At 43.0% G+C, this 14,628-nt stretch carries 9 protein-coding genes; 4 read left to right on the top strand and 5 right to left on the bottom strand.

Annotated elements, in window-relative coordinates; genetic code table 11:
* Positions 1-49: 49 nt before the first annotated feature.
* From GARC_RS26305 to GARC_RS09525, 4 genes are read right to left on the bottom strand one after another with little or no spacing between them, the layout of a single operon-like run.
* Positions 50-1,342, bottom strand: coding sequence for an ATP-binding cassette domain-containing protein (locus GARC_RS26305; protein WP_007619284.1), 1,293 nt, complete (start codon positions 1,340-1,342; stop codon positions 50-52).
* Positions 1,342-2,490 carry an ABC transporter permease DevC gene (devC, locus tag GARC_RS09535; protein WP_007619282.1) on the bottom strand — a complete coding sequence of 383 codons (1,149 nt, stop codon included), beginning with the start codon at positions 2,488-2,490 and terminating at the stop codon, positions 1,342-1,344. Before devC ends, GARC_RS26305 begins: the two co-directional genes overlap by 1 nt.
* 17 nt (positions 2,491-2,507) lie before the next feature.
* Complete coding sequence (locus GARC_RS09530) at positions 2,508-3,425, bottom strand: efflux RND transporter periplasmic adaptor subunit (RefSeq protein ID WP_007619280.1); 918 nt, start codon at positions 3,423-3,425, stop codon at positions 2,508-2,510.
* A gap of 1 nt (position 3,426) precedes the next feature.
* Entirely contained in the window at positions 3,427-5,676 is a 2,250-nt protein-coding gene (locus tag GARC_RS09525) for a cyclic nucleotide-binding domain-containing protein (protein WP_007619278.1), read from the bottom strand.
* A 313-nt stretch (positions 5,677-5,989) separates the two neighbouring features.
* Here GARC_RS09525 and GARC_RS09520 point away from each other — a divergent pair, with 313 nt between their 5' ends.
* Positions 5,990-6,346, top strand: a complete 357-nt coding sequence (locus tag GARC_RS09520; protein WP_007619276.1) for an FHA domain-containing protein — start codon at positions 5,990-5,992, stop codon at positions 6,344-6,346.
* A gap of 157 nt (positions 6,347-6,503) precedes the next feature.
* Here GARC_RS09520 and GARC_RS09515 read toward each other — a convergent pair whose 3' ends face one another.
* A complete protein-coding gene (locus GARC_RS09515; RefSeq protein WP_226989092.1) occupies positions 6,504-7,550 on the bottom strand; it encodes a LacI family DNA-binding transcriptional regulator in 1,047 nt (348 codons plus the stop codon).
* A gap of 756 nt (positions 7,551-8,306) precedes the next feature.
* Here GARC_RS09515 and GARC_RS09510 point away from each other — a divergent pair.
* The 3 genes from GARC_RS09510 to GARC_RS09500 all read left to right on the top strand — a co-directional run bounded on the left by GARC_RS09510 (position 8,307) and on the right by GARC_RS09500 (position 14,609).
* On the top strand, positions 8,307-11,360 hold the full coding sequence (locus GARC_RS09510) for a TonB-dependent receptor (protein ID WP_007619268.1): 3,054 nt from the start codon (positions 8,307-8,309) through the stop codon (positions 11,358-11,360).
* A 170-nt stretch (positions 11,361-11,530) separates the two neighbouring features.
* Positions 11,531-13,054, top strand: a complete 1,524-nt coding sequence (locus GARC_RS09505; RefSeq protein WP_007619267.1) for a tryptophan halogenase family protein — start codon at positions 11,531-11,533, stop codon at positions 13,052-13,054.
* Positions 13,055-13,094: 40 nt separating this feature from the next.
* Positions 13,095-14,609: a tryptophan halogenase family protein gene (locus GARC_RS09500; RefSeq protein WP_007619266.1), complete on the top strand. Its 1,515-nt coding sequence runs from the start codon at positions 13,095-13,097 to the stop codon at positions 14,607-14,609.
* The last annotated feature ends 19 nt before the right edge of the window (positions 14,610-14,628 follow it).

Genomic DNA, 14,628 nt, shown 5'->3' with positions numbered 1-14,628 from the left:
GTTTAGGTAACCCTTGAAAATTTCTGAGGTTGCCACTAAATAGCTGAAATCATAACTTCGTATATGCATCCAACAGACCTGTGATACTAGTACAAAACAGCTCAAATAACTTTAGATCTCGTTCTGTAAAAATAGGCTTATTCATCAAACGTCGACACTCAACAACAGCAAAAACTTCACCCGTTCGTCGCTTTAATGGAACCGCCATAATCATTTGCGCTTCTTCAAACTGTTTATCAATGACCGGGTCTATCTGTTTGTCTAACAGCGAGTTGTTAACCAAAATTGACTTATTCAAGTCTCTTACTGCATTAACAAGCCCTCCCTGATTTGGATAAGTAGCAATATGTTGACCACTGACATCTCCCAGTGGCAAAGCATTCCATCCGTCCTCAGTCGCCAGATACAACGGAAATCCATGTGTATTAAATTTTTCAGCAGCCTGAGCGGTAAAGTCGGTTAACGCATTTGTTAGTACACCTTTGAACGCCACAGGATTAATTTTACTTTTAAGTGCCAAAATCCGTTGCGATTGTAATGAGAGGTCAACCATAAAGTATTGAGAATCAAAATCACTTTCATTTTGGTTATTTGGCCGCTCAGATGGTGTATCAGCTACGACTTTCATCATATGCTGACTGTTATCAATGACTGCCTCATTAAAACTGGCGATATGTCCATCTTCCAGATAGATGATCCGGTCAGCAACATCGAGGATACGGTTGTCATGAGTTACCAACAAAATAGTTGAGCCTTGTTCCTTAGCCAAACTTTTCATTCTGTCGACCACATCTCGACCTGACTGTTTATCCAACGAAGCCGTGGGTTCATCCGCCATCAAAATTTTCGGCTCAGCAGCCATTGCTCTTGCAATAGCAACTCTTTGTCTTTGCCCCCCTGATAATTGCTCAGGATGATAATGAATACGGTCACCTAACCCCACAATATGTAAATATTCAATAGCTCTTTGTTCTATTTGGCTACCTTTAAACTTGCCGCTTATACGTATACCAAGCACCACATTTTGCAGTGCTGTTAGTGCACCGATAAGGTTATGTTGTTGGAAAATGAAACCAATATTTCTTCGAACCTGCTCCAATGCTTTACTTTTTGCGCCACTTAATTCTTTGCCAAGTATTTGCACGCTGCCAGTATTGACCGTTCTTAAAGCGCTAACAATAGTTAAAAGAGTGGTTTTTCCTGAGCCTGAAGGCCCGGTAACTATGACAATTTCACCGGCTTTAATATCGGTACTGATATCAAATAATATTTGTTTTCTAAGATCGCCACTACCAAAAGAGAAGTCGAGATTTTTAACACTAATTGAAATATCTGAGGACATTAAAATACCTCGGCAGGATCGAGACGAGCGACTTTTCTAACGCTCAGCAAGGCTGAAATGGCACACATTATCATGGTTAATGCGAATACAAATATGGCTCTATCTTGGGTTAAATAAAGGGGTAAATTAGTTGCAGCGGCTGCGACTGAATACAACCACATAACCACAGCTACACCAGGAATGTAGCCAAGGGCACCCAATAACACAGCTTGTTGAACCACTATGCCTGATACAAATGTGCTGGAATACCCCATGGCACGCAAAGTTGCGTATTCACTAAGATGCTCCGACACACCGGCAAACAATATCTGATATACGATTATGGCGCCTACTACAAAGCCCATTATTGCCCCAAATGCAAAGATATAGCCTATAGGTGTCGCTGAATTCCAATAAGCAGTTTCCCTATCTACAAAATCTTGCTTTGTCATGACCAAAACATCACCGGGCAAATATTCTCTGAGTTTATCGCGAACATTGTTGGCGTTACTGCCCAGTTTGAGCTTTATTAAGCCAAGCTCTATGTTTTCTCGGGTGCGCTCAGGAAATAATCGATGCCAATTATCTGTACTCATAAATACGCTGCCATCCAATCCAAAAGACGTACCCATTTTATACAAACCAACAATACTAATTTCTCGATTGTTTATTTCAGTAACCAACAGATAATTTTGGCTCATTGATTCCTTAACAGGGCCAAATTCAGGTCGTGAAGCTGAGTCAAAAATCATGGCATCCCGCGCTTTAAGCAAGGGCCGGAGTTTATCAAATTCGGGGTTGTCAAATATCGGGTCCCCAGGCTCAAAACCCACTGTATTAATGCTCCTACTGCCATGGTTCCATGGATTTTTCCATAGCCCCGGAAAGATGTTGATCGGCATCACCTGTGCAACTTCGTCCAATGAAAGTGCTTGATAAAGACGGCGCTGCGAGAATGCCTGTGGACGAACAATAAACACACTGTCTGGGCTAAACAGTGCAATATCGTAATTAAGCTTTTCGTGGAAGCGAACGGCACTTTCAAACAAAGCGGAGCGAAAGCCCAATTGCATAAGGATTAGTAATACCGCAAAGCCAATTCCACACAAGGCAATAATAAGCCGCACCGGCCGATGTTTTAGCTGCAACCACGCAACTTTAGTTTGCATTGGTATCATGTTATTTATTACTCAAGCACAATTTCAACTTGCAAGTTGATTAAACGCCTCACAGCTTGCGGATTGTCTAACAGCACATCAACTTCGATTATTCGCGCGTCTTTACGTGCCGCCGGATCAGTGCCTATGGCATCATGCTTTTGTACTTTAGGCTGGATATAGGTCACTTTTCCCGTTAGTTTTTCTGTTAACGCATCACTACTTATTGTTGCTTTTTGACCTATGTGAACGCGCTTTATATCTGTTTCGTAAATTTCAGCCACAGCATACATATTTTCTACTGCGGCCAATTCCAAAATGCCATTTAATTGCACAAATTCACCTGGGTAAGCATTTACCTGTAAAACCATGCCATCAAGGGGGGAATAAATCAGTTTACGCTGATATTCGGCACTACGACGGGCTAACCTAGCCTTAGCAACTTCAATCGCCATCTCGCCTGCAGTGGCAGAGACACGAGCCGATTGACAAGACGCCTTAAGAGACTTGGCATAACCTTGCGCCTGTTCAACTTCTTCTGCAGGTGCCAATCCTTGACTTAATAACTTCTCTCGCCTACCCGCCTCACTTTTAGCGGTATCAGCCTGTACACAAGCAGCGTCAGCAATACTGTTGTCAGCATCAAATTGGCGCACCGCAAACTCATATTCTTTTTCCATTTCGACAACTAACGCCTTTGCTACAGCAGCTGAATCTATTTCAGCCAGCAACTGACCGACTGTAACACTGTCACCTTCTCTAACATGTAACTTAGAAATCAAAGATCCTGCGGTTGACTCTGGTGTGGAGGGGGCTCCAATGACAATAATTCCGTTTTCAGGTTCAATTCGACCTAGCGCAGCGACTGAGGTTATATCACTGGCAAGTAACAATTGACTGCATAAACAGAAAGCGACAAACATTGTCCTTACTAATGCATCCTTCATATTATTCCTCCTGACTTATTTCAGACTTTTCATCGGACGACTTAAAATGAGCTTTAAGCCTATCAAAGCTACCTTTATAGCCAATTTTTGTTGCTTTAGCTTGTGCATCAAATTGCAGCATACCTACTCCTTTCACATGAATATTGAGGTACAAGTCTGCTTGTTTTTGTTCAATTATTTGTTGTCGCTTAAGGGCAGACCCGGCCACCATTGCTTGCATAATGGTTGAACCTAGACTCGGCACAGACGGTGCTTTTAACCATGGAAATAAACGTTGAATAAGTAAATACCATCCAGATATTTCTGTACCGTAGTCTGATTTTGCTTTTGGTCCCACAGGTGGAGCGACATCCACAGCAATAATTACCCCGAAAGGATTGATTTCTCGCATAATATCCACTGGTAAATTATTTAATACACCACCATCAACTAACAAATGATCCCCATGAGGCACTGGGGGTAAAACCCCTGGAATGGAGACACTACTGCGGATAGCTAGCCAAGAATCTCCACGTTGATGAATAACCGGTAAAGCTGTTGTCAAATTAGTTGAGACACAAAAAAATGGTAACCAATAATCTTCAATGTCCCATCCTTGAGTCTGCTCTCTTATCGTTTGGCTAATGCGTTTTCCCGCTATTACAGATACCAGCGGAAAAGTGAAATCTATAATTTTGTGATAGGCCTGTTTAGCCCGCCGCATTACTTCATCTGCGGTAGCACCTTGCGCAACTATGCCAGCGATAGGTGCGCCCATGCTGGTGCCTCCCACCATATCAATGGGTATATTTAATTCTTCCATCGCTTTAATGACACCCAAATGAGCAAAGCCTCGAGCACCACCACCGCCTAAAACCAAACTTATGGCATTACCTGATAAGATCCTCGTTAATCTTGCCAAGTCTGCAGCGTGTTCTTTACGCACATGGTAAATAGCATCTGGCGAAGCTGACTTCAGCCAAGCCGCAGTGTTTCTTGGTCGGTCAGTGTCGAAGTCATGCAACAATACCAAACTCCAACGCTGTCGCTCACCGCATAAATGTGGCGCTAGAGATGTCAAATTTGGTTCTGAATTTGCCTCGGCAACCACTATGACTTGATCTGTTTGGCGAACACATCTGGCACTCCATTCTGACCATTTCTGGTCAGACTGATACAGTAAAAACTGGCAGTTATCTTCTTGTGAATGCAACCACTCTACCAATCGCAAACTAGTCGCTTCGTTTTCATGACTTTGAGCAATGTCTTCAGTAGCGAGTTCAGAATTCACTATGTCACTACTTAGATGCTTAGTGGAACCATACTCTGAAAGTGTTGAGCATAGCTGCTCGGCAAAATTTGAGAGTTGAATGTTATCATTTGCAGGAAGTAAGCTGATGCATCGAACTGGTGCTTTAGTGGTACCTTTTTCGACCGGCAAATTGGTAAGACGTTTACCCAATATTTGCGCAATATTGTGTATTGCTCGAGTATTACGTTGCAGCATCAATTCAAAACTGTAATTCGATAGTTTAACTAATTCACTATCCCTTACGGCATATACGGTGTGGGCTTGCGGCTGGTTGGTTAAAAGGGCTGTTTCTCCGATAGTTTCGCCAGCTAATATTGCATCATTGACAACTTCTCTTCCGTCTAGCAATTTTGTAGTCATTTGCAGACGTCCAGCCACCAAAATATAGGCACCATCTGGCACATCACCTTGGCGGAACAAAGTCTGCCCACTAGGGAGAGTAACCCACTCAAGTTCATTTTCTATATCAGTCAGCACAAAAGGCAACATGACACCGAAAGGTCCAAATAATTTATCAAGGTGGATTGATAAGCGATGCTTACGCATCATATGCAGGCCAATACTTTGGAGTTTTTTCCACAATAGTGGCTGCTCAGTTAACAAACTATCGTAAATTTCTCGAGTAACGATTGCGACTTCGCTATCAGAACGGGCAAGAATGGAATTTAAATGTTTTTCTTCAGTAAAAAAGCTTAATAGACCAATCAGCTCCCCTTCTTCCAGTTGTTGGTACATCCCTAACATCTTTGCTTTTCCAGACTGCTCTTTAACTAGGTTTCCAGTTACCAACAAATAAAAGCATGTATCGCCATCACCTTCGGACACCAAATAATCATTGGCACAGACTTTTTTTAATTCTGCATATTCTGTGAAAATTTGTCGTTCTTGTTCATTTAGTGTATTGCTTTGAGCTGAAGCATAGTCTTGATCAGAGGCAATTTGTGGCGAGAAGGTGTCCAATTATCTATTATTCCATCAATCAATTTAGGGCCAACTATTGGCTTCGCCAAATACAGCTAAATTTGAGAAGCCTAATTGAGTTAAGATCAACAGTTCTTAACGGATTGACTTTAAATCTTGCAGTTTATGGTACATTTTTTTATAAATTCCTATAATGGAGTGTATACAAGCCGCTGTACGAATTCCATACAAAATAGTACACTGCCAAACACAAGGAATGGAAATTGTCGGTTAAGTTGTCTAGCGGTAAAATAATGATTTTTCCATCCAAGTTGTTGAGATTAACTTTGGAACCACTAGGTAATAGGAAATTATGGCTCGACTAGATATGTACGCTAACTATGAACTTCAAGCCTCGTTTAAACTAGACGATGGTGAATTTCTTTTAGGTCGCGACGCAAATTGTGTTGTGAGTATCCCAGACTCAAAAGTGTCTCGTAAACACGCCATTATCAAGTCGGTTGGTAGCGATAGAGTCATTCAAAATCTTGGAGTAAATGGCACCAAAATTAACGGTAAGGTATTAGAGAGCGAATACACACTGCAAGCGGGTGACGCAATTTTTATCGCCAGCTACATTTTAGTCTATCAACCTGAAGATAGTGCAAAAACAAATCTCGATTCAACCACTATTATTAGCCGCTCTCCTCCCAGAAACTTGGTGTTGTAATCTGCCTCTAGGTTCAAAAAACATATTAAATTGAATTAGATGTCGGAAGATTAGCTATCGATAAATGAGCAAGCAACACTTATATCAACGAATTGGTTAGCACCCAAGCATCAGTACCTCAGTCGACAATTAATAACCAAAAGGTTTAGTCAAAGAATCATTTCGAAGGTACTGAAAGAGTTGATTCTCGTTTAACTAATTGCGGCCTATAATGCAAATGAGGAATGCTATCGACACTAGTTTTAGGAGAACGTAAATGCACTAAATGCTGGATCAAAGACGCGGCAGCTTTACGGGCAATAGTATTAGTTGGCTGTGCTGCAGTAGTTAACATGGGCCAAGTTTGGCGGGAGAATGGACTATCCTCAAAACCTGCAATCGCCATATCATCAGGCACATTAAGCCCTTGCAAGCGCACTGCAAATAACGCACCTGCTGCTATTTCATCGTTACACGAAAATATCCCAGTAGGAGGCTCTGACAAGGACAATAATTGTTTCGCTCCTTGAACGCCAAACTCAAATGAATAAGAGCCATCAATCTGATAATCCTCATTAATGGATATATCGTGCTTCTTTAAAGCATTTAAATAACCTATCTTACGCTCATGACTCGAACGGTGATTATCGTCCCCTCGTAAAAACGCAATCTTAGTATGGCCTTGTTCGATTAAGTGCTCGGTGATATCAAAGGCTGCATCACGGTCATTAATATACACGCAAGGAGACGACTCTTGACTCACTTCACTGGCTGAGATAATTCGAATAAACGGAATATTCATTGCATCTAAGCCGCTAAGCACTTCCGGCATTTCTGATAGCGGTGGTGAAATAATCAATCCAGCCAATTGTGAACGTTTAATCATAGTCGCTAATTCATCTACAATATGTTTGTTATTGGCGGAACAAGGATGGATCACCAGTTCATAGCCTCGCTCTCTACATTCCGCCAATATTCCATTTTGCATGTCGAGAACATAATAGGCGTTAGGGTTGTCGTAAACATACCCTAGAGAATAAGATTTATTTCCCGCTAAATTTCGCGCAGCATTATTAGGCTGATAGTTTAATTCACTAATAGCGTCGTTAACCTTTTGCAAGGTTTCCTTACGGACCGACCCTTCATTATTGATTACACGGGAAACGGTTTTAAAAGACACACCAGCTAATTCAGCCACTTCTTTAATGGTAGTTTTTGTTTTCATCACAGTATCAAGCACCATTTGTATAATTAGCCATTAACGCTAAGCCTAGATAATAACTAAAAGCTTATCCATGACAATAGAAAAAGCATTGTAATGGATAAACCACAAGTTACCTTGTGTTACTTTTGTAAAAATCATCGCACCAATACAATTTTTAGATTGTGATCCTAACGATAACCCCCGATCCCAACACAAACAGAAACTCATTTATTTCAGTAACTTAATTAGTTTTTAGGTCTTATTTTTTGAATGAAAAGCAGCCTATTTATAGTTTAATCGTACAAGTCAATTAATGTTGGTTTTGTGAAATTTGTTGCACAACTATTTATTTTAATTAGATTACCTATAAATGACAACGCTGTCACCAATAATGGTTTAACACATATAGCGCTGTTATTAATTTTAGATAAATATTCATATCTAGGTAACGCCACAAGAAAATTTATCTCCAAAATATTATTTTTAGATTGATAACTAGATAGCGGATAAAGCTCATGACCAATGCCCTGATTACTGAATTGAGGATCTGTTCACTGAAAATTAGCGGCCTATAAAAGTATGCTCTCGCTCTGCAAATACAAAAAGCATTTGTTAATAAATTGTAATTTATGTTTGCCTTATGTTTCTCTGTGTTGTAAGTTTGCCCTGAATGACAACGCTGTCACTAATAATTCACATATAAAGACAGGTTTTCATTTTTTATAAATCAGTAGATGACAACGCTGTCATAAAATACCAAACACGAGGACTCTAATAGTGAACACAAACAAAACAAGACTAACTAAAGTATCCCACAGCATTAAGGTCGCACTGTGTATTAGCGCAGCTAGCGCCACATTGCTGTCCACTTCAATAGTTGCTCAAGAAGCCGAAACTGTTGATAAGGATTTGGAAATCATCCAAATTAGCGGTATTCGCGGCAGTACTATTGTCAGCATCAATGCCAAACGCTTTGCATCATCACAGGTAGACGCCATTGCCGCAGAAGACATTGGTAAATTGCCAGATGTGACCATTGCCGATTCACTGCAACGTATAACAGGGGTGCAAATTGTACGCACAGCCGGTGAAGGTGGCCCTGTAGCCATTCGTGGTTTGCCTCAGGTTGACACCACCATGAACGGGGAAGTATTTCTAAGCGCCACTACTATTGACGCTTCGGGTGCTGATTTTGGCGATTTACCCTCTCAATTATTCTCGGGCGTAGATGTGTATAAATCTAGTGAGGCCAAACACAGTGCCGCTGGTATTTCCGGCTCAATCGATTTAAAAACCCGCCGTCCCTTTGATATGGAAGAGGGCTTTACCTTCGCAGGCGGAGCTGAAGTGACTCAAGGTTCGATCAGTAAAGAATCTGATCCGAGTCTTAACGGCTTGGTTAGTTATCGGGCGGACAAATTTGGCGTGTTATTTTCTGCTGTCACCTCTGAAGTTAACTTAGCCACCGATTATAGTGGTTATTTTGATACCTCTGAAGACGGCGGAATTGGTGCGGCCAATAACAACTTTACTTGGGGCCAAAACCCCCGTGGTGAAGACACTCGTCATGTTGTACCTCAAGGTTTTGCTGCTTTTAACAAGGCCGAAGAGCGTAAACGGGATGCCTTTCAGGTATCGGCTCAGGCAGACTTAGGCGAAGGTTTCACTCTAACTGCAGATTATTTTTATACCCAACAAGACCGTTTTAACGCGAAACGTGGTTTGTCACAAAACAACCGCTGGAATTCCTTTAATGACTACGCTTACCCCACGGCTGACGGCTGGACGGGTGATACATTTACTGATCAAAACGGTGATTCATGGGGCGCGGTTAACGCCTTTGACATGAAATCTTATCGTTTGCAGTCATTCACCCAGGTCAATAATAACGAAGAAAAATCCCATAATTTTAACCTACAGCTAGACTACGACAACGGCGGGGCATTAACCGGTCAGGTAAGAATGACCCGGGCCAGAGCCACAGCCAAAATGCGTCACGGTTACGGTGAAGGTGACATGTTAAGCATAGACAAGGGTACACTAGTCACCGGCCCTGGCGCATTCTCTCAGGGAGAAAATTGTGTAAACGGTGAAGACATAGTTGGTGCCGCCGGTGGTTGTTATGCCAGCTTTGCACCGGGCGGCATCGAAGACCAATTTATTCTTGGTTATGACGCATCGGGCGAACATCCGGTCTTTAGCGGTTTTGAACAAATGGTTAATGGTGGAAAAGGTTCACGCTCTGTTGCCGATTACATGGCCGATTTAGACTCCTACCACATTGGTGCTTTCTCTTCTGAGGGTAATACCGATGACACAGGTGAGATCAATACTTTCAGTTCTAAATGGAATTATGCATTGGAAAACAATGACTATATTACCAGTGTCGACTTTGGTGTGCGAGTCAGTGAACGTCTGGTCGATCACGACCAATTTACCTATACCTCTAACTTCGGTGATGGTTGCGACATCGCCCAGTGGAAGGCAGTGGATCAATTTATTAATACTGCAGGCTGTGAGGGAAATCCTGCCGCCGGTGAATATTTGGCTGAAGCTGTGGGTGACTTAGCTGCTGGTACTTGGGTGCCTTATACCTTATTGCCTCCGACACGTTTAGACGAACATGCCACAGTGTCTTATCAAACCAATTTTGGCAGTGTAACTGGTATTCCTGGTGTGTGGTCAATTGATCCGGAAAACTTCCGTGACCCCCGCCAGTGGCATTTGAACACCTTTGGTAATGTTGCACGTACCGAAAATGGTGGTGCCACCTATGATGTACAACTGGACGAAACCAATTATTTTCTACAAGCCAATTTTGAACATGGCATAGTCAGCGGTAACGTGGGCATGAAAGTGGTTGAAACCGACCTCTATGTTAAGCAGAACATAGTCGGCGCCAGCCTACCACATAGTGGTTTAGGCCCGGATACGGGGGATGCGGTAACCGAACGCAGCTATACCGATTATTTACCCTCTTTGAACTTGGCTCTGGCCGCTTCAGAAGATGTGATTATTCGTGCTGCCTATGCTAAAAATATGCAGCCATTAAATTTGTCAAATTGGGGCGGTGGTAAAACCGTGGGCCGAGTGAATAACGAAGACTGTGATTGTTTACGTGTAGTCAGCGGCACCTTAAACGGCAACCCGGGATTGAATCCATGGCGCTCAGAAAACCTGTCATTGTCGGCTGAGTGGTATACGGGAGAAGCCTCTATGATGTTCCTTGCCACCTACAAAATTGACATCGAAAGTTTCACTACAGGTGGCACAATCATGATTGATGAGCCCGATGCCGATGGCATTCGCCGCGGGCCCTGGCCTTTTGCCACTCAAGTACAAGGGGACGGCGGTGATGTAAGTGGTTTTGAGGTAGGTGCCAAGGTGGCCTTGAGTGATTTCCTGGATAACGCGTTTTTAAGTAACCTCGGATTTGATGTGAACTATACCTATGCAGATAGTTCACAACCAACCAAAGCTGCAGATGGTGGTGAACTGCCCTTCCAAGGCATGTCTGAGGACACTTATAACCTTGTTGTATGGTATGAGCAGGAAGATTTCTCTGCCCGTATAGCATGGAACTCCATTAGCCCGCGTCTAATCACTGTAGGTTCAATTGGTGCAGTAGGCGGTCAAGCACTATATCAAGACACCTATTCGCAGCTGGATATCAGTGCCACCTACAATATAAACGAGAATGTAAGCGTATATATTAACGGCTCAAACATACTTGAAGAGTATCAACAGACTTATCTGGAATTCTCTTCTCAGAAAGCTTTTCAAAACGAGTATGAAGCCCGCTGGACGCTAGGAACACGTGTTAATTTCTAAATTTGTGTGTCGAATGTTAAGCTTTGCTTAACACTTTCAAACCGCCACACTTTGTGTGGCGGTTTTTTTAATTGGTATTACTTAGTAATTTTTGCAAATAAATTGGCTACCCGTATATTGTGTCTTAGCACAACAATAAATTTGTCGATGTCGAGAAGGTTAACAACGAGATGGCTGCAGTAGAGCAACAAATTTCTTCAATTGTCATAGTGGGTGGTGGTACTGCCGGTTGGATGACAGCCGCCGCCCTTTGCCAACACTTCCTTGATACGCCGGTTCAAATCACCTTAGTTGAATCATCCCAACTGGGCACAATTGGCGTTGGCGAAGCCACCATTCCTACTCTACGACGTTTTTATAATAAATTAGGTTTCTCCGACATAGACGTGATCCGCGCCACTAACGCTACTTGCAAGTTAGGCATAGAATTCCAAGACTGGCACAGCCCAGGCAGTTCCTTTATCCACCCCTTCGGTTTATTTGGCTTACCGGTCAAGGATACGCCATTTCATCACTATTGGCTCAAGGCCCAGCAAACAGGTAATGCAAGTGATTTAGCCGATTATTCCCTGGGCGTGAATTTAGCCAAGCAGGATAAATTTTGTTTTCCCTCCCCAAAGCCAGAATCAGCTTTGCAGATTTTTGACTGGGCCTTACATTTTGACGCCGCTCTTTTTGCTGATTTGATGCGTACTCACGCCATAAAAAACAACATCACCGCCATTGACGGTAAAATCGCCGAAGTAGTGTTAGATTCACAAAACGGTGATATTAAAACCCTGCAACTTGAAGATGGCCGACAAATAAACGGTGACTTGTTTATTGACTGTTCAGGCTTTGCCGGTCTGCTTATAGAAAAAGCCCTGCATTGCGGATTTGAAGATTGGAGCCAATGGCTGCTATGTGACAAAGCGTTTGCAGTGCAAACTGAATCTGTTGGCGCGCCTATTCCCCGCACCATAGCCAAAGCGCATCAAGCCGGCTGGCAGTGGAAAATCCCTTTACAACACAGAAGCGGCAATGGCCATGTATATAGTAGTCAATACATAAGCGACGATGATGCCCTGCAAACCCTAATTGAAAATTTAGACGGCAAAGCCCTGCATTCACCTCGCCAATTCTCGTTTAAGCCAGGTCGACGTAAGAATGCATGGCATAAAAACTGTATTGCGGTTGGTTTGGCGGCAGGCTTCCTTGAACCTCTAGAAAGTACCAGTATTGCTTTGGTAGAGACGGCTATAGATAAGATCATTCAATCTTTCCCCAAAGCTGCCTTTAGTCAAACCGAAGTAGATAAATTTAATCAGGTCACCGCCACTGAATACGAGAGAGTAAGAGACTTTATAATCTTGCACTACAAAGCCAATCAAAGAGATGACTCACCTATGTGGCGATATTGCCGGGAAATGTCGGTGCCGGATAGCTTAAACGAAAAGATGCAGGCCTTTAAATCCGTGGGAGATCTAAGTCGCTCCCCTTGGGAAATATTCGGTCCTGATAGTTGGTTAGCCATTTATTCTGGGTTTAATTATTTGCCAGACACTTATGCTGCTGAAGTAGATAATATGCCGACAGAATATTTAAATACCAATCTGGCGAAAATGCGCAGCGCTATTAAAAATATGGTTACACCGGTGCCTTCCCACCTTGAATTCCTAAGCCGTTTTTGTGCCTATAAGGCTAATACACAGTAATGTTGAATAAAACTTTCCCGCCAGCCAATGGATGTTACTTATGAAACCGACTCAAGATCCCATCAAGAAAATTGTTATCGTTGGGGGCGGAACTGCTGGCTGGATAGCCGCGGCAACTCTAGGCAATATATTCAAGCAAAAAGATGTGCAAATAGAACTGGTAGAGTCCGATGAAATTGGCATTATTGGCGTGGGCGAAGCTACCATTCCTCCGCTTTTGGCTACTATTAGAAGTTTGGGCATAGATGAAGTCGAATTTATTAAAGCTACTCAGGCTAGTTTTAAATGGGGCATACAATTTGAAGATTGGCGCATAAAAGGCGGATCCTATTTTCATCCCTTCGGCAGCATTGGCAGCATTATTGACGGCCATGATTTTTATCAGCTTTGGTTAAAATCTCAGGCCGAAGGGGATACCCCCCCTCTAATGGCCCATTCACCTGAAGCAGTTTTGTCTGAGCAAGGGCGGTTTTTTCTACCTTTTAAAGCCGCCGGCACTCCCTTAGCCGGAGCGCAATATGCCCTGCACCTTGATTCTGCTTTAGTTGGCAAGTTTCTGCGGAAGTTTTCCGAGAAATTGGGCGTGGTGCGCAGCGAAGGCAAGGTTGAAACAGTAGAACAAAATGCAAATGGCGAAATCCATAGCGTGGTACTCAACTCAGGTCGACAAATACAAGGGGACTTTTTCATAGATTGCTCAGGGTTTAGAGGCTTATTGATTGAGCAAAGCCTCAATTGTGGATACGACGATTGGTCTGCTTATCTACCTTGTAATCGCGCCGTTGCGGTGCAAACTGAAAATGTTGGCGCTACGCCACCCTATACTGTGTCAAAGGCCCGTGATGCAGGTTGGACATGGCGAATACCGCTGCAACATAGGACCGGAAACGGCTATGTGTTTTGTGATAAGTACTGTAGCGATCAACAAGCCATCGATACCTTGTTAGATTCTGTTGAGGGCAAGGTCATTGGAGAGCCCAGAGTAATCCCTTTTGTCACCGGCATACGCAAAAAAACCTGGCATAAGAACTGTTTAGCTTTGGGCTTAGCACAGGGTTTTTTAGAGCCTTTGGAATCTACCGCCATTCATTTGGTATCTAAAACTCTGGCATTTTTTGTTCGTATGTTTCCCGACAGACAGACTAATCAAGTGCAGATCGATGAATTTAACCGCCGTGTTCGCGCCGACTACCAAGAAATCCGCGATTTTTTGGTGTTGCACTATTGCACCACAGAAAGAGATGACAGCGAGTTTTGGCGTTACTGCGCCAACATGCCTATACCCGAAAGCCTGCAGCAAAAAATTGATTTTTTCTCCGTAGCAGGCGGCCTAATTCCCGGAGTAGAAGAGTTATTTCAGCCCACCAGCTGGTACGCGGTTTTTGACGGTATGGGGGTCAAGCCGCAACGCTACAACCCCACCGCAGATGCCCTTGACTATGTAAAACTAAAAACCTCCTTGCACAGCGGCCAACAAGCCATAACAAACATTGCGCGGCAACAGCCGAGCCACGATGCATTTATACAAGAATACTGCCGAGCGCCTAAACCATAATAGGAAGGTAATAACTAGT

This window comes from Paraglaciecola arctica BSs20135, from assembly GCF_000314995.1.
Lineage (GTDB): Bacteria > Pseudomonadota > Gammaproteobacteria > Enterobacterales > Alteromonadaceae > Paraglaciecola > Paraglaciecola arctica.
The sequence above is the reverse complement of the archived record's forward strand: the minus strand, read 5'-3'. Positions and strand labels throughout refer to the sequence as shown.

Coding starts and splice junctions, on each gene's coding strand:
- GARC_RS09505 (WP_007619267.1), top strand. CDS start 11,531: ATGGCTGCAGTAGAGCAACAAATTTCTTCAATTGTCATAGTGGGTGGT.
- devC (WP_007619282.1), bottom strand. CDS start 2,490: ATGCAAACTAAAGTTGCGTGGTTGCAGCTAAAACATCGGCCGGTGCGG.
- GARC_RS09515 (WP_226989092.1), bottom strand. CDS start 7,550: ATGAAAACAAAAACTACCATTAAAGAAGTGGCTGAATTAGCTGGTGTG.
- GARC_RS26305 (WP_007619284.1), bottom strand. CDS start 1,342: ATGTCCTCAGATATTTCAATTAGTGTTAAAAATCTCGACTTCTCTTTT.
- GARC_RS09530 (WP_007619280.1), bottom strand. CDS start 3,425: ATGAAGGATGCATTAGTAAGGACAATGTTTGTCGCTTTCTGTTTATGC.
- GARC_RS09520 (WP_007619276.1), top strand. CDS start 5,990: ATGGCTCGACTAGATATGTACGCTAACTATGAACTTCAAGCCTCGTTT.
- GARC_RS09500 (WP_007619266.1), top strand. CDS start 13,095: ATGAAACCGACTCAAGATCCCATCAAGAAAATTGTTATCGTTGGGGGC.